Source organism: Ochrobactrum sp. S1502_03 (assembly GCF_044435015.1).
Lineage (GTDB): Bacteria > Pseudomonadota > Alphaproteobacteria > Rhizobiales > Rhizobiaceae > Brucella > Brucella chromiisoli.
In genome coordinates this window covers 125,443-149,221 of sequence record NZ_JAYEXN010000003.1, presented here as the reverse complement: position 1 = coordinate 149,221, position 23,779 = coordinate 125,443, and the positions used below count along the sequence as shown (strand labels likewise).

Below are 23,779 nucleotides of genomic sequence, written 5' to 3'. Positions count from 1 at the left end.
TTAACGGGGACGTTGAAACGCAAGGTGCCATGTTGCTAATTAGTGGCGAAAGTCAATTCTACTTTACAGATAGGTTCAAGGATCCTTTGACACCCCAAACTGGTTCGAAGAGGACCTGGAGGTGGGTGGGACGCCATACGAAATTATGGGTGAGTGGACAGCAAATTTCGTTGCACACGTTTTTACAGACGAGTCGAGAAGCCAGTATTTGCACAAGGAAGGCAAATGATCAGATTTTCGCTGTGGCTGGTGTGGAGCGTGTATAAAATCGCCTGTGTTTTTGTGATCTCGGCTGTGATCCTCTTTGCGCTCTTTATCATTTTCGCGCGCTATACGAATTACTGGCCATAAGGCGTGATAGGATCACGCGGCCTGACAGCCGTGAATAATTTTCGAAATCAATTTGGATTTTGGGCAGGATGAGGTAAAAACGGCCAAACTTAAAGGAAAAGCGATGAGCCTGTCTGATACAATTCGAAACACTTTCGTGCCGATCCATCGTGAAGGCTACCCGTTTATCGCGGCGTTTTTCGTGGTTTCGCTCATTCTGGGCTGGCTGTGGAATCCGTTGTTCTGGATCGGCCTCGTTCTCACCATCTGGTGTATCTATTTCTACCGCGATCCTGAACGTGTAACGCCGATTGCCGATGATCTTGTGATTAGTCCGGCTGATGGCAAGGTTTCTTTTGTCGGCCCGGCTGTGCCACCCGCAGAACTGGAACTCGGTGCAGAGCCGCTGATGCGTATTTCGGTTTTTATGAATGTGTTTTCCGTTCACATCAACCGTGCACCAGTGCGTGGTAAGATCGAGAAGATTTTCCACCGTCCGGGCAAGTTCCTCAATGCTGAACTCGACAAGGCCAGCACCGATAATGAGCGTAATTCCGTTCTTATCGACAGCGCAAACGGTAAAGTCGGCGTTGTGCAGATCGCAGGTCTGGTTGCACGCCGCATCGTTTGTTGGTCGCGCGAAAGCGATAATCTTAGCGTGGGCGAACGCTTCGGCCTAATCCGTTTTGGCTCGCGCGTTGATGTCTATCTGCCAGCCGGTGCATCTGTTCGTGTGGCTATTGGCCAGACGGCTGTGGCGGGTGAAACCGTTCTTGCGGAATTTGGCAGTGAACGCGCAGAACCTGTGGTGCGGATCGCCTGAGCTGATGGAAACACCATTCCCACCCTTTGAGCCAAATGGCCGCGTGGATTCTTCGCGCGGCCCCAAACTTTCGCAGATCCCGCTGCGTATTGTTGTTCCGAATGTCATCACGGTTCTTGCCATCTGCGCAGGTTTGACGGGTATTCGTCTGGCGTTTGAGCACCGCTTTGAACTTGCCGTGATGATGGTGCTGATTGCGGCATTCCTCGATGGTGTGGATGGCCGTGTTGCACGCATGATGAAAGGCTCGTCTAAGTTCGGCGAGCAGATGGATTCGCTCGCAGATATTGTGAATTTCGGCGTTGCCCCGGCACTTGTTCTCTATGTTTATGTGCTTGATCAGGCGCGCTCTTTCGGCTGGATCGCAGCACTTCTTTATGCGATTGCCTGCTGCCTGCGTCTGGCCCGCTTCAATGTGATGCTGGAGGACCCGAACCGTCCGCCATGGCAGAGCAATTACTTCATCGGTGTGCCTGCGCCTGCGGGTGCTATGCTGGTGTTGCTGCCTGTTTATCTCGGCTTTCTCGGGCTTACGCCAAGCAAGGGGCTGGCTTTTGCCGTTGCGATTTTCACTGTGGCGATTGCCTTCCTGCTGGTCAGCCGATTGCCGGTCTATAATGGCAAATCGGCGGGAAGCCTCATTCGCCGCGATTTCGTTATGCCGTTGATCTTGCTCGTGGTTATCTATGTGGCCTTTCTTATGAGTTTCACATGGCACACGCTGACACTGACGGCATTGGCCTATCTGGCTTTCCTGCCATTCAGCCTCGTTGCGTGGAACAAACGCGAAGCTGCCGACCGCCGTACAGTGCTAGAAAATGAGCCGTCAGCGGAAAGCTGACGGCAAGCTTTGTGCAATGAAATGAACGCGCTCCTGAACCGATGATCTCGGCAGGAGCGCGATTTCATATCCAAGTTTCCTATAGGTGTTTTCAATCGCTTCGAAGGTTTGGGTGGCTTCGGCAAAACTCTGTTTTCGTTCGTTATCTTGTGCGAAAATTTCTTCCCATGGTGGGGCCAAAAACACCGTTCTGTTATATCGAATCATCAGCGCTGCCCGGCGCATGTGTTGCGGAATTGGCAATCCGCAAAGCGTGAGATAGCCAAGAACATCCGGTATACCCCGGTCAAAGAATACCGGCCCTTTTTTCTCGCGCGCGCGATCGTAAGAGCGCATTTCCCATGAAAGCATCAGCTCTGCAAAAAGCACACGGTCAGCCCAAGGCAACGCTTTTCCTCCAATCCTAACCTGATGCTGAATAACCGCGCGGCCAGCTTCGACACTACGGGAAAAACCCTTTTGTTCGAGCGCGTCGATGAGCGTGCTTTTGCCCGAACCTGGGCCGCCGCTTATGATGATAAATTGCTGATAGGCGTGTGTCATCGATCCTCCAGTAACGTTGGGAAAACAGGCGGTCGCATGATTGGTTGAGAAAGTTCGCTCTAAAAACAGGGCCGAAAGATGCGGCTGGAGCGGAAAAGAAAAAAAGAATAATTCCGGCCTTGGTTTTGTGCAAGGCCGGAAACGGTAAATCAGGAAGGCATATGATAATCGAGGAAGCGGTCCTGACGCACATCAAAAAGCTTGCCGCTCACATCCAGCTTCGGATCGGCAAGCTTGACGATTTTCTCGGCCACTGATTGCGGGGTCGGCAGCGTTTCGGGATCTTCTCCCGGCATAGCCTTGGCGCGCATGGCGGTACGGGTTGCACCCGGATTGACCGAATTGATGTTCAGCTTCATCTGCTTGGTTTCTTCGGCCCAACTGCGCCCCATCACCTCGACAGCGGCTTTTGAAGCGGCATAAGGCGCCCAGAAAGCACGGCAGGTGTGGGCAACGCCTGACGAAAGCAGAATGGCGCGTCCTGCATCCGATGCGCGCAGCAGCGGGTCTGTTGTGCGGATCAGGCGCCATGCGCTTGTGACATTTACATTCATAACCTGATCGAAAACTTTGGATTCTATATGGCCGATGGGGGAAATCGTGCCGAGAATACCTGCATTGGCGACCAGAATGTCGAGTTTGCCCCAACGCTCATGAATGGAGCCGCCAAGACGATCAATGGCTTCCATATCAGTAATGTCGAGTGGCACCAGCGTTGTGCTGCCGCCGACCTTGCGAATATCATCGTCGAGTTCTTCAAGCCCGCCAACCGTGCGCGCAACCGCAATCACATGTGCGCCACGCTTTGCAAGTTCAAGCGAAAGAAAATAGCCAATACCGCGCGACGCGCCCGTTACCAAAGCCAGTCGGCCAGTAAGGTCGATACTCATTTTACCCCCAGTTTAATGCTAACATATGAAACAGGCGGCCCTTTTAGCCGCCTGCGTGAAGACAATTGATCAGCCGTTTGAGGCGAGCAGTGACAGCGTGTGAACGTTGTCTTCGCCTTCCTGATCAAGGAGACGGGTCGGATATTCACCCGTGAAATAGTGATCTGTAAAGGCAGGGGCCTTTGGATCACGTGCTTCACCACCAACTGCTTTGTACAGTCCGTCAATCGACAGAAACGCCAGCGAATCCGCACCGATATAACGGCACATCGCCTCCAGACTGTCATACTGGTTCGCCAGCAGCTTTTCGCGGTCGGGCGTATCAATCCCGTAGAAATCCGGGTGGAAAATCATCGGGCTTGCGACGCGAATATGCACTTCCTTGGCACCGGCATCGCGGATCATCTGCACGATCTTGACGGAGGTTGTGCCGCGCACGATGGAATCATCCACCAGCACAACGCGCTTGCCTTCAATCATCGCGCGATTGGCCGAATGCTTGAGCTTCACACCAAGGGCACGGATACTCTGCGTTGGTTCGATGAACGTGCGGCCGACATAATGATTGCGAATAATACCATATTCAAACGGAATACCACTGGCCTGCGCAAAGCCAAGCGCCGCAGGCGTTCCGCCATCTGGTACAGGCACCACAACATCGGCTTCGATTGGCGCTTCCTTGGCCAGATTCATGCCCATGTTCTTGCGCGCAACATAAACGCTGCGACCGCCGACAACTGAGTCCGGGCGCGCGAAATAGACATATTCAAACAGGCAGAGGCGTTCTGGTTGCGGGTTTTCCGGCTTGATACAATCGGTGGTGATGGAGCCATCTTTCTGAATTTCACAGATGATGACTTCGCCATTTTCAACGTCGCGGATATATTTCGCGCCGATAATATCAAGCGCACAGGTTTCCGAGCAGAAGATCGGCTTGCCGTCGAGTTCACCCATCACCAGCGGGCGGATACCAATAGAATCACGCGCTGCAATCAGCTTGGTGCGGGTCAATGCCAGCATCGCATAACCACCCTCAACCTGACGGATCGCATCGACAAAGCGATCACTCGACGAGGCTTGACGTGAGCGTGCAATCATGTGCAGCACGACCTCGGTGTCCGATGTTGCCTGAAAGATAGCGCCTGAAGCAATCAGCTGCTTGCGCAGAGTAATGCCATTGGTGAAATTGCCGTTATGGGCAATTGCGATGCCGCCAACTTCCAGCTCTGCGAAAAGCGGCTGCACATTGCGCAGGATCGTTTCGCCGGTCGTGGAATAACGCACATGGCCAATGGCGCGGTCGCCGGGCAGGCGGTTGAGCGTCGAAGCATCCGTGAAGTGGTCGCCCACCAGACCCATATGCCGTTCCGAATGGAAGCGGCGGTTGTGATAGGAAACGATACCGGCAGCTTCCTGTCCGCGATGCTGCAAAGCATGCAGACCAAGAGCCGTTAGCGCTGCGGCGTCCTCATGGCCAAGAATGCCAAATACACCGCACTCTTCATGCAACGTATCATCGTCCAGCATAAAGGAGTTTTCGTCATGCGATTGTTGGAACATTGTCCGCAAGGCCTTTCGATTGCGGTTACTAAAAGCAACATTTACAGGAAAGAGCGCTATTTTAAAAGCGGTCCCTTACATGCTGTGCGTTTCAGCCGCTGATATAATGTAAGACTTTGACTAAAAACAGATGAAACCGACAGCTTTATGCTGCCGGTTTCAAAAAATGGTGTTCAGGATCAGTTTGCAGCCGGTGTGTCGTCCGGTACCGGCTGTTCGGCAGGGGCGCCTGCGGGAGCCTGCGTTTCCTGACCCGGCTTGAACTGCTTGATAGCCGATTCAGGATCTGCCGGAAGCAAATCAATCAGTTGTTGGCCAAAGGAATCGAGCATTGGCTTGGATTTCGCATTATTGACCCATGCTGGCTGGTTTGTCGGAACCAGCCAGTTGAAGAACAGCATTGCAACAACAACGAGCAATACGCCGCGCGCAGCACCGAACAAAAAGCCTAAGGTGCGGTCGAGCGCACCGATGCGGCTGTCGATGATGAAATCGGCAATCTTCATGGTGATCAGCGAGACAACAATCAGAACAACAAGGAAAACTGCGCCAGCGGCTGCAATCTTCGCGATTGTTTCGTTGTTGATGTAAGGCTGCAGGTAAGGCAGCACCGGCTGATAAAAGAGATATGCGGCTGCGGCGGCTGCGGCCCATGAAACCAGCGACAGGACTTCGCGAGAAAAACCGCGTACCATCGCCAGAACGGCGGAAACCAGCGTTATCCCGAGTAAAATTCCATCAAGCAAGGTAATCGGCATTCTGGCCTGTCCTTAATTTATACGCACCGGCTTTGCCGCGTGCGGGGCAGTCAAATTTGCAATAGTTTAACAGCGGAAAGTTGACGAAATCTTCCCATGCTAAAGCTCATTAATTTCAACGATCTACAGCTTGATAGCCTCAGATCAAGTTTTTTTACTCGGTCCCGATGCGGCAATGCGCACCACAAGGTCCGAAAGTGCTGTTGTTTCCATAAGGCCGAAGTTGCGATCTTTCCAGAGTTCGCTGCTTCCACCAGGAACAACGGCTTGTCTGAAGCCAAGCTTTTCGGCTTCTTTCAGTCTCTGTACTGCATGTGAAACCGCACGAACAGCACCTGAAAGGCTGATTTCGCCGAAATGAACACAATCTGCAGGGAGCGCAATGCCTGCAATTGATGAAACAAGCGCTGCAGCCACCGCAATATCGGCTGCCGGTTCGCTGATACGATAGCCGCCTGCCACATTGAGATAAACATCATGCTGACCAAAGCGCACGCCGCAATGTGATTCGAGTACAGCCAGAATCATTGCAAGACGGCTTCCGTCCCAGCCCACAACGGCGCGCCGCGGTGTGCCGAGCGAGGAGGGGGAAACGAGCGCTTGTATTTCGACCAGCACCGGGCGCGTGCCTTCCATGCCTGCAAAAACCGCAGCACCCGGCGATTTTTCGTTGCGCTCGCCAAGAAACAGTTCAGACGGATTGGTCACTTCACGCAAACCACCGTCTGACATTTCAAAGACGCCGATTTCGTCGGTCGGCCCGAAACGGTTTTTGACGGTCCGCAAAATGCGATACTGATGCCCACCTTCGCCTTCAAAATAAAGAACACCATCGACCATATGTTCAACCACGCGCGGACCGGCAATCTGCCCTTCCTTGGTGACGTGGCCGACGAGAACAACGGCAGCACCTGTCTGCTTGGCATAGCGGATCATCGCTTGCGCGGAGGAACGCACTTGTGTCACCGTACCGGGCGCGGAATCTGCCATATCGGTCCAGAGTGTCTGGATCGAATCGATGATCACGAGGTCGGGCCGCTTGCCATCGGAAACAGTTGCAAGAATGTCTTCGACATTGGTTTCGGCAGCCAGTTCAACCGAAGAACTGGCAACGCCCAATCGTTGCGCACGCAGACGAATCTGCGCAACCGCTTCTTCGCCTGACACATAGACGATGCGGTGCCCGCGATTGGCAAGGGCTGCTGCTGCCTGAGTCAGGAGCGTGGATTTACCAATACCGGGATCACCGCCAATCAGGATGGCAGATCCGCGCACAAAGCCACCGCCGGTGACGCGATCAAGCTCGCTGATACCGGAAATGATGCGCGGGGCATCTTCAATTTCACCAGATAGCGAGGTGAGGGCAACCGCACGGCCTTTGCGCTTTGAAAGCATGGAGCCGGGGCCGGAACCAATGCCGCTATTGGTGCCTTCTTCGACGAGCGTATTCCACTCGCCGCAAGAGTCGCACTTACCCGCCCAGCGCGTATGAACCGCGCCACAATTCTGGCAGATGAACTGAACGCGTGCCTTGGCCATCAGGCACGCTCTTTTTTGATGAGAATACTATTCATATTGTTCCGGGATATAAGACCCCTCGGCCAGATCTGCAAATCGCGTAAACTCAGCCTGGAAGGCAAGCTTGACCGTGCCCGTTGGTCCGTGACGCTGCTTTGCGACGATAACGTCGGCAGTGCCGCGCACTTTTTCAAAATGTTGTTTCCACTCTTCATATTTCGGGTCAAACTCATCGCGGGGTTCGAGGTTTTTGACATAATATTCTTCGCGGAACACGAAAAGCACCACGTCCGCATCCTGCTCGATCGAGCCCGATTCACGAAGATCGGAGAGCTGTGGGCGTTTGTCGTCGCGGCTTTCCACCTGACGCGAAAGCTGTGAGAGCGCAATGATCGGAACATTGAGTTCCTTGCCAAGCGCTTTGAGGCCGGTGGTGATTTCGGTAATTTCCTGCACGCGGTTTTGCGCGGAAGCCTTGGATGAGCCAGTCATCAGCTGCACATAGTCGATCACCAGAACATCAAGGCCACGCTGGCGCTTGAGACGTCGCGCGCGGGCTGCAAGCTGCGCAATCGAAATACCACCGGTCTGATCGATATAAAGCGGAATCTTCTGCATGTGCTGCGAACAGGCGACCAGCTTTTCAAAATCTGATTCGGTAATATCGCCGCGGCGGATTTTCGAGGATGAAACTTCCGTTTGCTCGGAAATAATACGCGTTGCAAGCTGTTCCGCAGACATTTCGAGCGAGAAGAAACCGACAACGCCGCCGTTCTTGGCCTTCATTGTGCCATCGGCCTGCTGTTCGGCCTCATAGGCATTGGCGATGTTGAACGCGATATTGGTTGCAAGCGAGGTCTTCCCCATACCCGGACGACCCGCCAGAATGATCAAGTCGGAAGGCTGCAAACCGCCCATCTTGTTATCAAGTGTGTGAATGCCTGTAGACACCCCCGATAGATGACCATCGCGCATGAAAGCGGCATTGGCCATATCGACGGCGGTGGTGACCGCATCTTTAAAGGCCTGAAAACCGCCGTCATATCGACCGGTTTCTGCCAGTTCGAACAACCGGCGTTCGGCATCTTCGATCTGCTCTTGCGGCGCATTATCGACCGGCGCATCATAAGCAACGTTCACCATGTCTTCGCCAATGCCAATCAAAGCGCGGCGCGTCGCAAGATCATAGATCGCGCGGCCATAGTCTTCGGCATTGATGATGGTGACGGCTTCGGTCGCAAGGCGCGCCACATATTGGAATACGGTCAAATCACCGATCTTGCCTTCATTTGGCAGGAAGGTCTTCATCGTGACCGGATTGGCCATTTTGCCAACGCGAATGAGATCGGTCGAAATCTCATAGATGCGACGATGCAAAGGCTCAAAAAAATGGGTCGGCTTCAGAAAGTCGGAAACACGGTAAAACGCATCATTGTTGATCAGAATAGCACCCAACAGTGCCTGTTCTGCTTCAATGTTGTGAGGAGCTTCCCGATAAAGCGCGTCTTTTTGATCGCGCGCATCGTCAAGTTTGCGTACCGCCGCTTCCGCCATGTTCGTCTATCCTGTCTCTGATCTTCCCAGCTAGGCCTGAAGTGAAGCCAAACGCAACGCAGCCTCAAGGTGATTCCTGCTGGAAGTGACAAGCTATACCATGATTCACAGGCTTCCACAGTTCGCTGTTCAATCTTTTGCACGGAGGCTTGACGAGCGTTGTGATCCATAATGGCGGCTGCTACGAAACAAAAAAACAAACCTCAGAGGGATTCTTTGCATGCGTTATCGTCTTTTATCTGCATGGCTGTCAGCCATCGCTTTTTTTTCACTTTTGTCGCTTCCTGTGGCCGCAGCGGAGCCGATCAAGGTTAAGGTTTTTATCGCGGCAATGTTCGAGATTGGCAAAAATAGCGGTGATCGCGCTGGCGAATTTCAGAACTGGTATGAACGCTATTGGAAAGATGCAAAACCCATCAAGGTAAAAGGCGCTTTCAAGCCGGTCTATTGCAATGACGATGGTGTGTGTGGGGCGGTCCTTGGCATGGGAAAAGTCAACTCGTCTGCCAGCATGCAGGCGATTCTGCTCGATCCGGCCTTTGATTTCTCAAAAAGCTATTACGTTTTGTCTGGGGTTGCAGGCACTCCGCCTTCGCGTGGGACGATCGGGGATGTGAGTTGGGCGACATGGCTTGTTGATTATGATCTTGGGCACCGTTGGGCGCCGGAAGAAGGCAAATCGGGTGAACCGGTGTTTATGCCACGCAAAGGCTATGAAGATTATCGCGTTTTCAAGCTCAATCCCGATCTGGTCGCCGCTGCCATGCGTCTTGGCAAAGACGTGAAGCTCGAAGATTCCAAAGAAGCTCAAGCTTACCGCATGCGTTACCCCAATAAAGCCGCACAGTCAGCGCCATCTTTGAAGGAAGGTACCCATATGACGGGTGATACGTTCTTCCACGGTCCGGGCCTGTCTGATGAAGCACAGTATATTGCTAAGCTTTACGGTGCGGATGACTATCTGATCACTGAAATGGAAGCAGCGGCGATTGCGCTTGTTATCAAGCGTCAGTTCGGAACAGACCGCATTCTCAGTTTGCGCGGCGCGGTCAATTTTGATCAGGGCAATCCGAACGAAACAACACTCCAGCACCTTGATCCGGCACCCGGTGAAACCGCAGGTGGTTTCGCTGAAACAGTCAGGAACATCTATCTTGTCGGTGCGCCGGTCGTCGATGACATCACAACCAACTGGGACAAGTGGGAAGCCGGTGTTCCGCAAGAAAAGTAAGGTGAGGTGGTCTGTGTGAGCGATTCACGCAGACCATTTTTCCAGCTTGTCTTTTTATGCTTTCACGCGCTTTTTTGGCATTTGCGTTTCGCTGTTGGCGCCTTTGGGCGCGCTATCGAGCCTTTTTAAGCGCTTTTCCTCTGCCTCAATGTAATTGCGTGTGAGCGGAACAGCTTCCTGCTTGTGCGCAATTTGAATGTGGAACACCATCATATTCTGCCAACGGAACGCACTTTCAGAAGCAGCAAGATAAAACTCCCACATACGGCAGAAGCGCTCGTCATACAGCGCCTTGGCTTCCTCGCGGCGAGCCATAAAAGCATAGCGCCATTCTTTGAGCGTTTCCGCATAATGAAGCCGTAGGATTTCAATGTCAGTCACATAAAGTCCTGCCTTTTCGATATGCGGGAGGACTTCTGAAAGGGCAGGGATATAGCCACCGGGGAAAATATATTTGCGGATGAATGGATTGGTTGCACCGGGACCATCTGCGCGGCCTATAGCGTGGAGCAGAAAAACACCATCCGGTTTCAACAGCCGCGCGGCATGCTGGAAATATTCCGCAAAGTGACCAACACCCACGTGTTCAAACATGCCAACTGATACCAGCCGGTCAAACTGATCATCAATGTTGCGATAGTCGGTAAGCTGAAACTTTGCGCGGTCCGTGAGATCTTCCTCGGCGGCGCGTCTATTGGCAATAGCGTGCTGTTCTTCTGAAAGCGTGACACCGGTCACATTGGCTTTGAGATAACGGGCGAGATAAAGCCCCATACCACCCCAGCCACAACCAATATCCAATATCTTATCGCCTTCATTGGCGAGAAGTTTCGCTGCAATATGGCGTTTCTTCGCGAGTTGGGCTTCAGCCAGTGTCGCAGTTGGCGTTTCGAAATAGGCGCAGGAATATTGCTTGTCCGGATCAAGAAAGAGATCGTAAAGCGCGCCTGAAAGATCATAATGGCTTTTGATATTGCTGGATGAGCGCGCAATGGTATTCATTTGCTGGAAGCGACGCAACAGCACCCGAATTTTGCCGACGGCTTTCATCCATGGCTCGGTCGCAGCCGTAGGACCTGTGTTTTCGAAGACGATCTTGAGCAGATTATAGATGTCGCCATCAATAAAATCGATTTCGCCATCCATGAAACATTCGGCTAGTTTTAACTCTGGATCAAACGCCACCGCGCGTTCGGCACGACGCGTATTAAAACGCATGTGAACCGGTTCCCCGGTCTTGTCCCCATATTGAAAAACATTCCCATCAGAATCGGTGACCGACAGATCACCCACTTTGATCATATGCACTAAAACTGTTCGCAGCATTGCATGCATAGGCCCCATCTCCCTCCTCAGAGCGCCTTGCGTCCACAGGACGCGCAAGAGACGCTCTAATCTTCAGGTTCGCATCGTGTTTTCCAAAATCGATTCCGATTTTGGGTCGATGCATGATTGGAGCAAGTGCAAACATTCGTACGGTTGCATGGCAGAGCGGCGTGTTCCCTGAATTATGCGCCGCGCTGTCATCAGATTTTCAGGCAATTCCCCTTCGGTCAATTGGCCTCTGGCTTATAGCCTGAGCAAGCACGAACGTTTCCGTCAGCACCCTCTCCAATCACAATCTAATATGAAGAATAGGCAAATTTTCTGATCTGAAAAGAGAAAATGCCCGACAGAGACCGCCGGGCATGATCATATAAAGTTTACCATTGTGGGAATGCCTGCAATAAAAGCAGGCACGCACAACTCAATCGATGGCTAAATTAAGCCTGATCTTCTGCTTCTTCGTCTTCGTCGAAGAATTCTTCAGCAAGAGGAGCTTCTTCGATGCCGTAGATGGCTTCGATCGAAGTCAGGTCTTCACCCTTTGCCTGACGTTCAGCTTCTTCAGTTGAACGAGCGATATTTACGGAAACCGTAACTTCGACTTCAGGATGCAGCGAGATGACGATTTCATGCACGCCAATGGCCTTGATTGGATGCTTCAGTTCAACCTGGTTGCGGTGCAGGTTGAAGCCATTTGCAGTGATGATGTCAGCGATGTCACGGGTCGAAACCGAGCCGTAGAGCTGACCGGTTTCACCAGCCGAACGAACAACGATGAAGGATTCGCCATCAAGCTTGGTTGCAACGGCTTCAGCTTCTGTCTTGCGCTCAAGGTTCTGAGCTTCGAGCTGTGCGCGCTGGCCTTCGAACTTCTTGAGGTTGGCTTCGTTGGCACGAAGAGCCTTGCCCTGTGGCAGAAGGAAGTTACGGGCAAAGCCGTCCTTAACCTTGACAGTGTCGCCCATCTGACCGAGGCGAGCGATGCGTTCCAGAAGAATAACGTCCATTTGAGTTTCCTTTCGAGATTTAAATTTGGATTTATTGGTTGTCTGTGTTCGGAATTTTCGAAATTGGTGCGCCGCGCGATGTATCGAAAAGGCCGAAAACCATGAAGACGACAAGCAGGAATGCGAAGAGTATGATCGCGACATAGATGAGCCAGAGCGCGACCGGGCGCCATGGCTTGCCACGCGTGCGCTGATGGAAGGTCGCAAGACCTGCAATCATGAAACCGAAGCTCAGTGCACCCGCAACCACCGTCGCAATGAGACCGGCAGGGCCCGGCAAGAATGCAACAGCAAGTGCGACCGCAAAAACCAAAAGCGCTGGGCGTGGCATCCGCATGGTTGCGGGCCAGTCATCACGCGGACGGCGCAGCCGGCCCGAAAGGGCGGTCAGCCGCAGAGCCAGATAAAGATTGCCGACGAGAATAGCCAGGCACGCTGCAGGCTGAACTGCTGGCAGTGCCACCATCAAAAGCGCACTGACATTCTGGCGCATCTCGTCGCTTGGCGTGAATTGTGGGTCAGCGGCTGCGAGGCTGTCGATCAAGGTGTTGGCGAATTCTCGTGCCAAATCTGGTCCGAAGCCCAGAATAAAACCGATGATGATGAAGCTTGCAGCAACCATCAGCGCGAGACGGAAAACGATGTCCGACAGCGGATACCAGACCATCAAATCCTTCGGGCCGCCGAGTTCGGAGGCAGGGCGGGCAAGACCTGAAAGATAAGCAGCGATCGCCGCTGGCGCATAGCTTGTCAGAGCCATAAGCAGCGCTGCTAAAGGTGCTGCAACGACACCAACAGCAAGGGTGGCGCAAGCAGCAGCGATAATCCCCGCGCTCGAACCCCAGCCCAGTGCAGCAACAAAAATCGGTAGCGGTGTCAGGAAATAGAGAACCACCGCCATACCCGACTGGGCGATGACGCCAGACGACATCAGTGCCGAGGCAAGCCCCGCCAATATGCCGACTCCAATGATGGTTCCATTGAACTTCATAAATTCGCTGTCCTGCTCCGGCTTTCCCGGTTTTGCAGTTAGAGGCGGCGTTTCCACGCGATAGCCCCAACTTGGGATTTTCGTACTCCGGTTACGCCCATCGTATCCGGGAAGAATCGGGAGGCGAAGAATCGCCTCCCCAAAAGTCTTACTTCACTCAGACCTTACTTAACAACGTATGGAAGCAGGCCGAGGAAACGAGCGCGCTTGATCGCCTTGGCGAGTTCACGCTGCTTCTTCTGGCTGACAGCCGTAATACGCGAAGGAACGATTTTGCCGCGTTCCGAAATATAACGCTGCAGGAGCTTGATGTCCTTGTAGTCGATCTTCGGTGCATTTGGACCTGTAAAAGGGCAGGTCTTGCGACGACGATGGAAGGGACGACGGGTTGGGATCTGATTGATATCAACCATGATTATGCTCCTTCGCCAGCTTCATTGTCACGTGGACGACGTGGGCCACGATCACCGCGATCACCACGGTCGAAACCGCCTTCACGTGGACGGCGTGGGCCGCGGTCATCACCATCGCGGTCACGACGTTCGTCGCGGCGCGAAAGCATAGCCGACTGGCCTTCTTCGTGTTCTTCAACGCGGATGGTCATGAAACGAAGAACGTCTTCGTTGATACGCATCTGGCGTTCCATTTCAGCAACGGCTGCTGCCGGTGCATCAATGTTTACGAGCGTGTAATACGCCTTGCGATTCTTTTTGATGCGGTAGGTGAGGGGACGAAGACCCCAGTTTTCAACCTTACCGACCTTGCCGCCATTAGCTTCGAGGACACCCTTGTACTGTTCGACGAGAGCGTCGACCTGCTGCTGGGAAATGTCCTGGCGGGCAAGAAGCACATGTTCATAAAGAGCCATTGGCTTTGCCTTTCTTCTGTTTCATTTCGCTGACACTAACGGCTAAGCCTCTGCGACTTCTCTTTTGCCGGAAAACCGGAGAAGAAAGGACGCTTGGGTAAAGACAATCGAGAGCGGAGACACGGGAGGCAGAAGCGCTTACGACTTCCACGGACAATTCAACAAAGTGTTGAAGAACTGCACGCTCCTCCGTTCAGCCCCCAGCTAATGCCAGCAACGAACGGGCGCTCAATACGTGCTTTTCCCCTGCTTTGCAAGCGTTGGGGGGCGTAAAAAACCACAAATACTTGACTTTTCGCCCTGTGATGGGGCACATCGCGCAAAATTGTTGTATTAAAGTGAGGCATTCATGGCGGTAGCATTCACCTTTCCGGGGCAGGGTAGCCAGGCAGTTGGCATGGGCAAAGCTTTGGCCGAGCAGTTCGCTGAAGCGCGCGCTGTTTTCGAGGAAGTGGACGCGGCTCTGGGTGAAAAGCTTTCCGCCACGATGTTCGAAGGCCCGGAAGATGTGCTCACTCTGACCGCCAATGCGCAGCCGGCCTTGATGGCGGTTTCCATTGCGACGCTGCGCGTCATGGAAGCGCAGGGCTTTTCGTTGAAAGACAAGGTTGCCTATGTTGCCGGCCATTCGCTTGGCGAATATTCAGCCCTTTGTGCTGCCGGTACTTTTTCGCTCGCCGATACCGCGCGTCTGTTGCGCATTCGTGGCAATGCGATGCAGAAGGCTGTTCCGGTTGGTGAAGGCGCAATGGCCGCCATTATCGGTCTTGAGCACAGCGATGTTGAATCCATCTGCGCGGAAGCCAAAGCTTCTGGCCCGGTCCAGATCGCAAATGACAATGGCGGCGGTCAGCTTGTGATTTCAGGCGCCAAGGCTGCTGTAGAACTTGCAGCTTCGCTTGCTTCTCAAAAGGGCGCCAAGCGCGCCATCATGCTGCCTGTCTCTGCACCGTTCCATTCGACACTGATGGCTCCTGCTGCCGATGCCATGCGCGAAGCGCTGGCACAAGTTGAAAAGCACAATCCGGTTGTACCGCTCATTGCCAATGTGCGCGCGGCACCTGTGACGGATGCCAATGAGATTGCCGATTTGCTGGTTGAACAGGTCACAGGCCAGGTGCGCTGGCGCGAAACTGTCGAATGGTTTGCAGGCAATGGCGTCACGACGCTTTATGAAGTAGGTTCAGGCAAAGTCCTGACGGGTCTTGCGCGCCGCATTTCCAAAGATGTGAGCGGCGTAACCGTTGGTTCGGCTGAAGAAATAGCTGCGGCGCTCGCTGCATTGAATAGCTAAAGGATCTGAGATGTTTGATCTGACTGGCCGCAAGGCTCTTGTAACCGGTGCGACCGGGGGCTTAGGTGAGGCGATTGCCCGTGCACTTCATGCACAGGGCGCAATCGTCGGCCTGCATGGCACACGCGAAGAAAAGCTCAAAGAACTGGCTGCCGATCTCGGCGAGCGCACTTTCATTTTTCCTGCCAACCTTTCCGACCGCGAAGCCGTCAAGGCACTTGGTCAGAAGGCTGAGGAAGAAATGGGCGGCATCGACATTCTCGTCAACAATGCCGGCATCACCCGTGATGGCCTTTTTGTGCGTATGAGCGACGAAGACTGGGATGCGGTGCTCAATGTCAATCTGACGTCTGTGTTCAATCTGACGCGCGAATTGACCCATCCGATGATGCGCCGCCGCAATGGCCGTATCATCAATATTACGTCGATTGTCGGTGTGACTGGCAATCCGGGTCAGGCAAATTATTGCGCGTCCAAGGCTGGTTTGATCGGCTTTTCGAAGTCGCTGGCGCAGGAAATCGCAAGCCGTAATGTCACGGTGAACTGCATTGCTCCGGGCTTCATCGAATCGGCGATGACCGACAAGCTGAACGAGAAGCAGAAGGAAGCAATCATGGGCAGTATCCCCATGAAGCGTATGGGCGTTGGTGGTGATATTGCTGCTGCGGTTGTTTATCTGGCAAGCGACGAAGCCGCATACGTGACTGGTCAGACGCTGCATATCAATGGCGGCATGGCTATGATTTGATGGTCTTTTACAGGCTGTTCAATCAATATTTTACGGTATAAAAAGTCTTAAAGTCGGATGGTGAAAACCAAAATGCGCTTTGCCTCGCTCAAGAAGCATGGTAATGCGCCCGACGAGAGTTCCGGTGTTTCGATAGAGAGATGCCGTAATCCTGTTCCGCAAGGAATATCCACAGGATGTCTGTCAAAGGAAGTGTACTCTAAACTTGGCAGGCATCTTATAACTTGATTACAATCATGCATGCCGCTAACCAAGGCAGAGCAAGTAAACAAACAGGTCGAGGTTCCGACATGAGCGATACCGCAGAGCGCGTCAAGAAAATCGTTGTTGAGCATCTGGGTGTAGATGCCGACAAGGTCACCGAAGGTGCAAGCTTCATCGATGATCTTGGTGCAGACAGCCTCGACACCGTCGAGCTGGTCATGGCTTTCGAAGAAGAATTCGGCGTTGAAATTCCTGATGACGCAGCAGAAACGATCCTCACGGTCGGCGACGCTGTAAAGTTCATCGATAAGGCTTCTGCCTAATCTGAGCTTAAGGGCTGGGATTCTTCCGAATCCCGGCCCTGCTTGTCTTCTGGTCAGGCGTTTAAGCCCTGTGCCCGGAAAAAGCGAAGAGCGATTGCTGGAAATGGCCCGATGCGGTCGTTTCATATGCAGTTCGATATTTAAGTGAGCATCGTCCGTATGAGGCATTTTCGCCTGCGGGATGGCTCCAATGAAATTTATCAAATTTAAGGGGTGGATATGAGGCGTGTCGTCATCACCGGTCTTGGTTTGGTGTCGCCGCTGGCAAGCGGTGTCGAAGAGACCTGGAAACGTCTTGTTGCCGGTGAAAGCGGTGCTCGCCGCATCACAGAGTTTGAAGTTGATGACCTGGCCTGCCAGATCGCCTGCCGTATTCCGGTTGGCGATGGCACCAATGGCACCTTCAATCCCGACCTCCATATGGAACACAAGGAACAGCGCAAGGTTGATCCGTTCATCGTTTATGCGGTCGGCGCTGCCGATCAGGCATTGGACGATGCAAACTGGCATCCGGAAAGCGACGAAGATCAGATTCGCACCGGCGTTCTGATCGGTTCCGGTATTGGTGGTATTGAGGGCATTGTTGAAGCTGGCTATACGCTGCGCGACAAAGGCCCCCGCCGTATTTCGCCTTTCTTCATTCCCGGTCGTCTGATCAATCTGGCTTCCGGCCATGTTTCCATCAAACACGGACTGCGCGGCCCCAACCATTCCGTGGTAACGGCGTGCGCAACCGGAACTCATGCCATTGGCGATGCAGCGCGTCTGATCGCTTTTGGCGATGCAGATGTGATGGTTGCCGGTGGTACGGAATCGCCGGTTAGCCGCATTTCGCTGGCAGGTTTTGCCGCATGCAAGGCGCTGTCCACCAAGCGCAATGACGATCCGACCGCAGCTTCGCGTCCTTATGACAGTGACCGCGATGGTTTCGTCATGGGTGAGGGTGCAGGCGTTGTGGTTCTCGAAGAGCTGGACCATGCTCTTGCACGCGGTGCAAAGATTTACGCCGAAGTGGTTGGCTATGGCCTTTCGGGTGACGCTTATCACATCACGGCTCCAACCGAGAGCGGCGAAGGTGCAGAGCGCTGCATGGTTGCGGCACTGAAGCGTGCAGATATTGCTCCTGATCAGGTTGATTACATCAATGCACATGGCACGTCGACCATGGCCGATACAATCGAACTGGGTGCCGTTGAACGCGTCGTCGGTGATGCGGCTTCGAAGATTTCCATGTCTTCGACAAAATCCGCAATCGGCCATCTGCTTGGTGCTGCTGGCGCTGCAGAAGCGATCTTCTCAACGCTGGCAATTCGCGACAACATTGCGCCACCAACGCTTAATCTGGACAATCCGGCGGTCGAAACCAAAATTGATCTGGTTCCGCACAAAGCGCGCGAACGCAAAATCGATGTGGCTTTGTCGAATTCGTTCGGCTTTGGTGGCACAAACGCTTCGTTGGTTCTGCGCCGTTACTCTTGAGTAGATTACTAAGAAATGACGATTTATTCAAAAACGCGGGGATTTCTCCGCGTTTTTGCCAAAATATAACCCGATGCGATGTTTAAACCTGCTAATTGCGTTAGTGTGATCTGACAGAATTTGTTTGATTTGTATGCCGTTTCATATGAGGTTCAGGACGAGGTGATGGAGTGAGTTCAGAAGAAAAGCCCGGAGCCGGTCCTGCTGAGCAGCAGCCACAGGCTACCGCAACACCTGAACAGGCCGCGGCATCCAAGCCTTTCGTGCCAAAGTCGGCTTCAGAGGCTCTTCGCCCGGAACCGGGTACGCCGCCGCCGCGTAAGCGGTCGCGTCATGCGCGTAGCCAGATCGTCGTCTTCATGAATTTCATGTTGTCGCTGCTGGTGCTGCTTCTGCTTGGCGCCTCGGCGCTGTTCTATTTTGGCAAGCTTCAGTTTGACGCTGCTGGTCCTCTGACCGCGGAAACCACCTTCCTCGTGAAGCGTGGTGCCGGTGTGTCGGAAGTTTCCAACAGCCTCGAAAACCGCGAAATCGTCAGTGATGCCCGTATTTTCCGTTATGGTATGCGCGCTTACGGTCATGAAAATGATCTGAAAGCTGGCGAATATGCCATCCCAGCCGGTGCGACGATGCGCGATGTGATGAATATTCTCATCAGTGGCAAGTCGATCATGTATCCGCTGACAATCCCGGAAGGCCTGACGGTCAAGCAGGTCTTCGATCGTATTTCGGCAGATCCAATATTGGTTGGCGACATGCCAAAAGAAATGCCGCCGGAAGGCGGGCTTTTTACCGATACGCTTAATTTCACACGCGGTACAACGCGCGAAGAAATCATCAACCGCATGATTGCATCGCAGCAGAAGCTGATTGATGAAACGTGGGAGAAGCGTCGCCCTGATCTGCCGATCAAGGACAAGAATGAGTTCGTGACGCTTGCTTCGATTGTTGAAAAAGAAACGGGCATTGCTTCGGAGCGCCCGCATGTGGCTTCGGTCTTTGTCAATCGTTTGAACAAGGGTATGCGCATCCAGTCCGATCCGACGATCATCTATGGATTGTTTGGCGGTGCAGGTAAGCCATCCGATCGCCCGATCTTCAAGTCGGACCTCGAAAAGCCAACGCCATATAATACTTATATTATCAATGGACTTCCGCCGACACCCATTGCCAATCCGGGTCGTGCAGCGCTTGAAGCTGTGGCCAATCCGCTGGATACGGAAGACCTCTATTTCGTGGCGGATGGGACAGGCGGTCATGTCTTTTCCAAGACCTTGGCCGAACATAACGCCAATGTGCGCAAATGGCGTGCGGTTGAACAGGAAAAGAACCAGCTACAGCAGCAAAACACCGCCCAGTAATGGGCGGTTTTATTTCGCATTGAGGGAAAGAGCATATGGCGCTTCAGAGTATGACGGGGTTTGCGCGCCACGCGATGCAATATGGCGCAGCGGATAATGAAGCGCGCATCGTTTGGGAAGTTCGCTCGGTCAATGGCAAGGGACTGGATCTGCGGCTGCGTCTGCCACAGGGGCTGGAAATCGCTGAACACGCCGTGCGCTCGCTTCTGGCGCGCTATTTTTCACGCGGCAACTTTCAGGCCAGTCTCGCGGTTGAACGCGCAGAAGCGCAGGCAGGCTTCACCATCAATAAAGCGATGCTTGATGAGGTGCTGAAACTTGGTGCGGAACTACAGGCCCGCCATGGACTTCAGCCTGCAAGCGTTGATGGCATTCTGTCACTGCGCGGAGTTATCGATCAGGCACAGGTCAGCGATGACGAAAATGCCCGTGCAGGCCTTGAGGCCGCGGTCGTTGCGGCTTTTGAGGGGGCGCTGAAAGCGATTGCCGAAGCGCGCACGCATGAGGGACAGTCGCTTTTCACTATTTTATCCGGGCATGTCGATACGATTGAACGACTGACGCAGGAAGCACGCAATGATCCATCCCGCAGCATAGAAGCCATTCGTACAAAGCTGAACAATCAAGTGGCTTTGCTGATGGAAACCGGACGCGATTTTGATGACGCGCGGCTTTATCAGGAAGCGGCTTTTCTGGCGACAAAGGCAGATATTCAGGAAGAGCTGGACCGGCTTGAAACCCATGTGGCGTCTGCGCGCAAGCTACTTGCTGACGGAGGCCCAATCGGGCGCAAGCTTGACTTTCTTTCACAGGAATTTAATCGCGAAGCCAATACGCTTTGCTCAAAATCGAATGCAGCATCGATCACGGCAATCGGCCTTGAGCTGAAAGCGGTTGTCGATCAGTTTCGCGAACAGGTACAGAATCTGGAGTAACGGAAAATGGCCATCTCTTCGGTCGAATATGGCATTGCACGCAGAGGCTTGATGGTGGTGATTTCGTCGCCATCGGGCGCGGGAAAATCCACAATCGCGCGGCAGCTGCTCAGTGATCCGGATATGAAACTGTCGCTGTCGATCTCCGTCACCACACGTGAGCGTCGCCAGAGCGAAATCAACGGCGTCCATTATCATTTCATCACCAAGCGTGAATTTGAACGGCTGCGTGATAATGACGAGTTGATCGAATGGGCGGAAGTGCACGGCAATTTCTACGGAACATTGCGCCAGACCGCTGAGGAAGCGCTTGCGGACGGCCAGGACATGCTGTTTGACATCGACTGGCAGGGGGCCGAGCAATTGCAGGCCAAAATGCCTGCCGATGTGGTGTCGATCTTCATTCTGCCGCCCACGATGCGCGAATTGCAGAACCGTCTTAACCGCCGGGCGGAAGATGCCGCTGATGTGATCGAAACCCGTTTGCAGAATGCGCGTTTTGAAATCCAGAAATGGGTGAAATACGACTATATCGTCATCAATGAAGACCTTGAGCGCTCCTATTCCGGCATCAAAGGGATTATCGTTGCCGAGCGTCTGCGCCGCGATCGCCGTCCGGGCCTTTTTGATTTTGTCGAAGGGCTTTTGGAGGAAAACCCGGAAATCTGAAAGCAGGCAGAGAGCGGCACCGGAAGGCATACGGGTGAATGCTATTCGGGCTCGCACGACCAATACGCTCAATCGCGCACAGGGCGGCAATCCTGATCGACCTATAGGATTGCCGCCATAACACCTATGGGACGGGCGGAACGACATTGCAAAAACCGCTCTGTGGCTCGCATCCGACAATCAGGATTGGTGAGCAGAACGGTGATCACGGTTACCGATGGGCTGAGTGCTTGATCGCAATAAAAATTGCACGGAATGATAATTTCAATCAAGCAGAATGAGGATCGCATCCACCACGGCCAGCGTGAAAAGCAGGGCGATCATGCTCGCCGCCGCAATCACCATCATGCGCTTCTGGCGTGAGTGCTTCTCAGGCTGTTTTCCGCTCCAGTCATATGGCGTTTCAGGCATCGTCTCCTCCGTCACACAATCCTGAATGAGTTTGCACTTTATACGCTTTGGATTGCAATATGATGGCCTTTATCAAATTGCTGTTTCGCTGGCACGCCTGATTGCGTTGAGAATACGGCTCCGTATCATGCCGCTGACAGGCCGGATCAGATACCAGTAAGGTGTGAAACGCCGGTGGCTGGCGCGGTCCGGGCAAAAAATACGCGTCTCGGTGACAAGGCGCGTTTTGCCGTCTTGTTCGGTTGCGGTGAAGGCCAGTGCAAGCTTTGCAACGCCGGGTACCTTGAAAGCCAGATAATCGTCAGCGCTTTGCATCTGATAGAGGCCGAAATCCGTTTTCCAGAATTGCCCCACGAGTCCGTAAACCAGTGCTTCGCCGGGCCGATGTTCGAGCAGTGTAAATTCATGCAGGCCAAAAGGTGGCGCAACAGCCTTTTCGCGCCCACGCAATTGTGCAAGCGCGCGCATAGGCATTTCACGCAATGCAATCATGCTGCGGAAAAACGCGTCTGTTTCGGGCCGGTAGCTCATGGCTGCCCGCAAGACGACTTCCGGTGAAGCGCTGACATCACAACCATGCACTTCGCTGAAACCATAATCTGGCAGATATTTGTTGATCAGTTGCATGAGCAGGATTTAAACCGCCGTGCCGCCGACCGTCACCTGATCCATGCGAAGGTGCGGCTGACCAACGCCGACCGGAACCCATTGTCCGCCCTTACCGCAATTGCCGGAGCCGGTATCAAGTTTCATGTCATTGCCAATCATCGAAATACGCTGCATCGCATCCGGGCCATTGCCGATCAGCATTGCGCCCTTGATCGGCGCGCCTATCTTGCCGTCTTCGATCATATAGGCTTCCGTGCAGCCGAACACGAACTTCCCGGAGGTGATGTCGACTTGTCCGCCACCAAAAGAGACGGCATAAATCCCCTTCTTCATGGAAGCGATGATCTCTTCCGGTGATTTGTCACCCGACAGCATATAGGTGTTGGTCATGCGCGGCATAGGGGCGTGTGCATAGGATTCACGCCGCCCGTTGCCGGTAGCACTCATCCCCATCAGGCGCGCGTTTTGACGGTCCTGCATATAATTGACGAGCTTACCATCTTCGATCAGCACCGTGCGATTGGTCGGTGTTCCTTCGTCATCAATGGTCAGCGAGCCGCGACGCTCGGAAATCGTGCCATCATCAACGACCGTGACGCCCTTCGATGCAACCTGCTGACCGAGCAGACCTGCAAAGGCAGATGTTTTCTTGCGGTTGAAGTCGCCTTCAAGTCCGTGACCGACCGCTTCATGCAGCATGACGCCCGGCCAGCCGTTGCCAAGCACAATGTCGTAAGTGCCAGCGGGCGCGGGGATGGCTTCCAGATTGACGAGCGCCTGACGCAGTGCTTCATCGGCAACGCCTTGCCAGCTTTCGGTGGTGATGAAATCGCCAAAGCCTTTGCGTCCGCCGAGTGTGTGCGAGCCGGATTCCTGACGGTCACCATTGCCGGCCACAACCGAAACACTCAGGCGCACCATCGGGCGAATATCGCGCACGAAATGGCCATCGGCACGTAGAATTTCCACCTGCTGCCATGATCCGGCGATGGAAACAGAAACCTGCCGCACTTTGGGGTCTTTGGCGCGTAAATAAGCGTCTATCTTTTGCAAAAGCTGAACCTTTGCATCAAAGGTTGGCGAGCCGATCGGGTTTTCGTCGGTATAAAGATGGCGGTTGGTGCCTGCGGGGGCGGCGGCATAGGCGCCGCTGTGGCCCGTTAAAGTGGCTGAAACGGCCTCGGAAGCGCGCTTGAGCGCTGCAAGTGACAAGTCTCCGGCATGGGCATAGCCAATGGCTTCGCCGGAAACTGCGCGCAGACCAAACCCCTGATCCTGATTGAAAGAGCCAGTTTTGAGGCGTCCATTGTCGAAAACAAGTGCTTCCGCCTCCCGATATTCCATGAACAGCTCGCCATCGTCACTGCCCTTCAGGCTTTGCGAAACAAGGCGTTCTATATCGTCGCGGTTGGCATCGAAACTATCGATCAGGCTCTTCATAAAATAAATCCTGCGGCATGTGTTTGCCACAGGATGTAAGCGTTAAATCGGTCGAGAACAACCTTG

The 23,779-nt window shown here is 53.6% G+C and carries 25 protein-coding genes; 11 read left to right on the top strand and 14 right to left on the bottom strand.

The window, feature by feature from the left end:
* Positions 1-225 precede the first annotated feature (225 nt).
* From VBH83_RS04220 to pssA, 3 genes are read left to right on the top strand one after another with little or no spacing between them, the layout of a single operon-like run.
* On the top strand, positions 226-351 hold the full coding sequence (locus VBH83_RS04220) for a hypothetical protein (RefSeq protein ID WP_265983084.1): 126 nt from the start codon (positions 226-228) through the stop codon (positions 349-351).
* Between the two features lie 52 nt (positions 352-403).
* Positions 404-1,153 carry a phosphatidylserine decarboxylase gene (locus VBH83_RS04215; protein WP_265983085.1) on the top strand — a complete coding sequence of 250 codons (750 nt, stop codon included), beginning with the start codon at positions 404-406 and terminating at the stop codon, positions 1,151-1,153.
* A gap of 4 nt (positions 1,154-1,157) precedes the next feature.
* Positions 1,158-1,994: a CDP-diacylglycerol--serine O-phosphatidyltransferase gene (pssA, locus tag VBH83_RS04210; protein WP_265983848.1), complete on the top strand. Its 837-nt coding sequence runs from the start codon at positions 1,158-1,160 to the stop codon at positions 1,992-1,994.
* On the opposite strand, the gene VBH83_RS04205 is transcribed toward pssA, so the two are convergent.
* The 6 genes from VBH83_RS04205 to VBH83_RS04180 all read right to left on the bottom strand — a co-directional run bounded on the left by VBH83_RS04205 (position 1,980) and on the right by VBH83_RS04180 (position 8,817).
* Positions 1,980-2,537 (bottom strand): AAA family ATPase, encoded by a 558-nt coding sequence (locus tag VBH83_RS04205; protein ID WP_265983086.1) that lies wholly within the window; start codon positions 2,535-2,537, stop codon positions 1,980-1,982. The two genes, pssA and VBH83_RS04205, sit on opposite strands and share 15 nt — an antisense overlap.
* A 149-nt stretch (positions 2,538-2,686) precedes the next feature.
* Positions 2,687-3,427: an SDR family NAD(P)-dependent oxidoreductase gene (locus VBH83_RS04200; RefSeq protein WP_396996506.1), complete on the bottom strand. Its 741-nt coding sequence runs from the start codon at positions 3,425-3,427 to the stop codon at positions 2,687-2,689.
* A 69-nt stretch (positions 3,428-3,496) separates the two neighbouring features.
* Entirely contained in the window at positions 3,497-4,954 is a 1,458-nt protein-coding gene (purF, locus tag VBH83_RS04195; RefSeq protein WP_323054536.1) for an amidophosphoribosyltransferase, read from the bottom strand.
* A gap of 212 nt (positions 4,955-5,166) precedes the next feature.
* Complete coding sequence (locus VBH83_RS04190; RefSeq protein WP_265983089.1) at positions 5,167-5,745, bottom strand: CvpA family protein; 579 nt, start codon at positions 5,743-5,745, stop codon at positions 5,167-5,169.
* A gap of 144 nt (positions 5,746-5,889) precedes the next feature.
* The gene (gene radA / locus VBH83_RS04185) at positions 5,890-7,284 is read right to left on the bottom strand and encodes a DNA repair protein RadA (RefSeq protein WP_265983090.1); all 1,395 of its coding nucleotides are present in this window, start codon (positions 7,282-7,284) and stop codon (positions 5,890-5,892) included.
* Between the two features lie 27 nt (positions 7,285-7,311).
* On the bottom strand, positions 7,312-8,817 hold the full coding sequence (locus tag VBH83_RS04180; protein ID WP_265983091.1) for a replicative DNA helicase: 1,506 nt from the start codon (positions 8,815-8,817) through the stop codon (positions 7,312-7,314).
* A gap of 220 nt (positions 8,818-9,037) precedes the next feature.
* Here VBH83_RS04180 and VBH83_RS04175 point away from each other — a divergent pair, with 220 nt between their 5' ends.
* Positions 9,038-10,048 (top strand): purine nucleoside permease, encoded by a 1,011-nt coding sequence (locus tag VBH83_RS04175; protein ID WP_265983092.1) that lies wholly within the window; start codon positions 9,038-9,040, stop codon positions 10,046-10,048.
* Positions 10,049-10,102: 54 nt separating this feature from the next.
* Here the strand turns inward: VBH83_RS04175 and VBH83_RS04170 are convergent, their stop codons facing one another.
* The 5 genes from VBH83_RS04170 to rpsF form a co-directional block, all read right to left on the bottom strand.
* Positions 10,103-11,383, bottom strand: coding sequence for a cyclopropane-fatty-acyl-phospholipid synthase family protein (locus tag VBH83_RS04170; protein WP_265983093.1), 1,281 nt, complete (start codon positions 11,381-11,383; stop codon positions 10,103-10,105).
* A 428-nt stretch (positions 11,384-11,811) separates the two neighbouring features.
* Positions 11,812-12,381, bottom strand: a complete 570-nt coding sequence (rplI, locus tag VBH83_RS04165) for a 50S ribosomal protein L9 (RefSeq protein WP_265983094.1) — start codon at positions 12,379-12,381, stop codon at positions 11,812-11,814.
* A gap of 31 nt (positions 12,382-12,412) precedes the next feature.
* Positions 12,413-13,372 carry a DUF2232 domain-containing protein gene (locus VBH83_RS04160; protein WP_265983849.1) on the bottom strand — a complete coding sequence of 320 codons (960 nt, stop codon included), beginning with the start codon at positions 13,370-13,372 and terminating at the stop codon, positions 12,413-12,415.
* A gap of 164 nt (positions 13,373-13,536) precedes the next feature.
* A complete protein-coding gene (gene rpsR, locus VBH83_RS04155) occupies positions 13,537-13,785 on the bottom strand; it encodes a 30S ribosomal protein S18 (RefSeq protein ID WP_022712184.1) in 249 nt (82 codons plus the stop codon).
* A 2-nt stretch (positions 13,786-13,787) separates the two neighbouring features.
* Positions 13,788-14,240, bottom strand: a complete 453-nt coding sequence (gene rpsF / locus VBH83_RS04150; protein WP_265983095.1) for a 30S ribosomal protein S6 — start codon at positions 14,238-14,240, stop codon at positions 13,788-13,790.
* Positions 14,241-14,589: 349 nt separating this feature from the next.
* On the opposite strand from rpsF, the gene fabD reads away from it, so the two are divergent.
* The 7 genes from fabD (at position 14,590) to gmk (ending at position 21,253) form a co-directional block, all read left to right on the top strand.
* Positions 14,590-15,534, top strand: a complete 945-nt coding sequence (fabD, locus tag VBH83_RS04145) for an ACP S-malonyltransferase (protein WP_396996501.1) — start codon at positions 14,590-14,592, stop codon at positions 15,532-15,534.
* Positions 15,535-15,544: 10 nt separating this feature from the next.
* Positions 15,545-16,282: a 3-oxoacyl-[acyl-carrier-protein] reductase gene (gene fabG, locus VBH83_RS04140; RefSeq protein WP_265983097.1), complete on the top strand. Its 738-nt coding sequence runs from the start codon at positions 15,545-15,547 to the stop codon at positions 16,280-16,282.
* 290 nt (positions 16,283-16,572) lie between these two features.
* A complete protein-coding gene (locus VBH83_RS04135) occupies positions 16,573-16,809 on the top strand; it encodes an acyl carrier protein (RefSeq protein WP_002963616.1) in 237 nt (78 codons plus the stop codon).
* 219 nt (positions 16,810-17,028) lie between these two features.
* Positions 17,029-18,288, top strand: coding sequence for a beta-ketoacyl-ACP synthase II (gene fabF, locus VBH83_RS04130; protein ID WP_396996477.1), 1,260 nt, complete (start codon positions 17,029-17,031; stop codon positions 18,286-18,288).
* A 170-nt stretch (positions 18,289-18,458) separates the two neighbouring features.
* Positions 18,459-19,649, top strand: a complete 1,191-nt coding sequence (gene mltG, locus VBH83_RS04125; protein ID WP_265983099.1) for an endolytic transglycosylase MltG — start codon at positions 18,459-18,461, stop codon at positions 19,647-19,649.
* Positions 19,650-19,684: 35 nt separating this feature from the next.
* Complete coding sequence (locus VBH83_RS04120) at positions 19,685-20,584, top strand: YicC/YloC family endoribonuclease (RefSeq protein ID WP_265983100.1); 900 nt, start codon at positions 19,685-19,687, stop codon at positions 20,582-20,584.
* A 6-nt stretch (positions 20,585-20,590) separates the two neighbouring features.
* Positions 20,591-21,253, top strand: a complete 663-nt coding sequence (gene gmk, locus VBH83_RS04115; RefSeq protein WP_265983101.1) for a guanylate kinase — start codon at positions 20,591-20,593, stop codon at positions 21,251-21,253.
* Between the two features lie 264 nt (positions 21,254-21,517).
* Here the strand turns inward: gmk and VBH83_RS04110 are convergent, their stop codons facing one another.
* The 3 genes from VBH83_RS04110 to tldD all read right to left on the bottom strand — a co-directional run bounded on the left by VBH83_RS04110 (position 21,518) and on the right by tldD (position 23,713).
* The gene (locus tag VBH83_RS04110; protein ID WP_265983102.1) at positions 21,518-21,664 is read right to left on the bottom strand and encodes a hypothetical protein; all 147 of its coding nucleotides are present in this window, start codon (positions 21,662-21,664) and stop codon (positions 21,518-21,520) included.
* Between the two features lie 72 nt (positions 21,665-21,736).
* A complete protein-coding gene (locus VBH83_RS04105) occupies positions 21,737-22,291 on the bottom strand; it encodes a hypothetical protein (protein WP_265983103.1) in 555 nt (184 codons plus the stop codon).
* A gap of 9 nt (positions 22,292-22,300) precedes the next feature.
* A complete protein-coding gene (gene tldD, locus VBH83_RS04100; RefSeq protein ID WP_265983104.1) occupies positions 22,301-23,713 on the bottom strand; it encodes a metalloprotease TldD in 1,413 nt (470 codons plus the stop codon).
* Positions 23,714-23,779 lie beyond the last annotated feature (66 nt).

Bases quoted from the DNA above. Each gene is read 5' to 3' on its own strand.
- VBH83_RS04220 (WP_265983084.1), top strand. From the start codon at position 226: ATGATCAGATTTTCGCTGTGGCTGGTGTGGAGCGTGTATAAAATCGCC.
- pssA (WP_265983848.1), top strand. From the start codon at position 1,158: ATGGAAACACCATTCCCACCCTTTGAGCCAAATGGCCGCGTGGATTCT.
- VBH83_RS04205 (WP_265983086.1), bottom strand. From the start codon at position 2,537: ATGACACACGCCTATCAGCAATTTATCATCATAAGCGGCGGCCCAGGT.
- VBH83_RS04200 (WP_396996506.1), bottom strand. From the start codon at position 3,427: ATGAGTATCGACCTTACTGGCCGACTGGCTTTGGTAACGGGCGCGTCG.
- purF (WP_323054536.1), bottom strand. From the start codon at position 4,954: ATGCTGGACGATGATACGTTGCATGAAGAGTGCGGTGTATTTGGCATT.
- VBH83_RS04190 (WP_265983089.1), bottom strand. From the start codon at position 5,745: ATGCCGATTACCTTGCTTGATGGAATTTTACTCGGGATAACGCTGGTT.
- radA (WP_265983090.1), bottom strand. From the start codon at position 7,284: ATGGCCAAGGCACGCGTTCAGTTCATCTGCCAGAATTGTGGCGCGGTT.
- VBH83_RS04180 (WP_265983091.1), bottom strand. From the start codon at position 8,817: ATGGCGGAAGCGGCGGTACGCAAACTTGACGATGCGCGCGATCAAAAA.
- VBH83_RS04175 (WP_265983092.1), top strand. From the start codon at position 9,038: ATGCGTTATCGTCTTTTATCTGCATGGCTGTCAGCCATCGCTTTTTTT.
- VBH83_RS04170 (WP_265983093.1), bottom strand. From the start codon at position 11,383: ATGCATGCAATGCTGCGAACAGTTTTAGTGCATATGATCAAAGTGGGT.
- rplI (WP_265983094.1), bottom strand. From the start codon at position 12,381: ATGGACGTTATTCTTCTGGAACGCATCGCTCGCCTCGGTCAGATGGGC.
- VBH83_RS04160 (WP_265983849.1), bottom strand. From the start codon at position 13,372: ATGAAGTTCAATGGAACCATCATTGGAGTCGGCATATTGGCGGGGCTT.
- rpsR (WP_022712184.1), bottom strand. From the start codon at position 13,785: ATGGTTGATATCAATCAGATCCCAACCCGTCGTCCCTTCCATCGTCGT.
- rpsF (WP_265983095.1), bottom strand. From the start codon at position 14,240: ATGGCTCTTTATGAACATGTGCTTCTTGCCCGCCAGGACATTTCCCAG.
- fabD (WP_396996501.1), top strand. From the start codon at position 14,590: ATGGCGGTAGCATTCACCTTTCCGGGGCAGGGTAGCCAGGCAGTTGGC.
- fabG (WP_265983097.1), top strand. From the start codon at position 15,545: ATGTTTGATCTGACTGGCCGCAAGGCTCTTGTAACCGGTGCGACCGGG.
- VBH83_RS04135 (WP_002963616.1), top strand. From the start codon at position 16,573: ATGAGCGATACCGCAGAGCGCGTCAAGAAAATCGTTGTTGAGCATCTG.
- fabF (WP_396996477.1), top strand. From the start codon at position 17,029: ATGAGGCGTGTCGTCATCACCGGTCTTGGTTTGGTGTCGCCGCTGGCA.
- VBH83_RS04120 (WP_265983100.1), top strand. From the start codon at position 19,685: ATGGCGCTTCAGAGTATGACGGGGTTTGCGCGCCACGCGATGCAATAT.
- gmk (WP_265983101.1), top strand. From the start codon at position 20,591: ATGGCCATCTCTTCGGTCGAATATGGCATTGCACGCAGAGGCTTGATG.
- VBH83_RS04110 (WP_265983102.1), bottom strand. From the start codon at position 21,664: ATGCCTGAAACGCCATATGACTGGAGCGGAAAACAGCCTGAGAAGCAC.
- VBH83_RS04105 (WP_265983103.1), bottom strand. From the start codon at position 22,291: ATGCAACTGATCAACAAATATCTGCCAGATTATGGTTTCAGCGAAGTG.
- tldD (WP_265983104.1), bottom strand. From the start codon at position 23,713: ATGAAGAGCCTGATCGATAGTTTCGATGCCAACCGCGACGATATAGAA.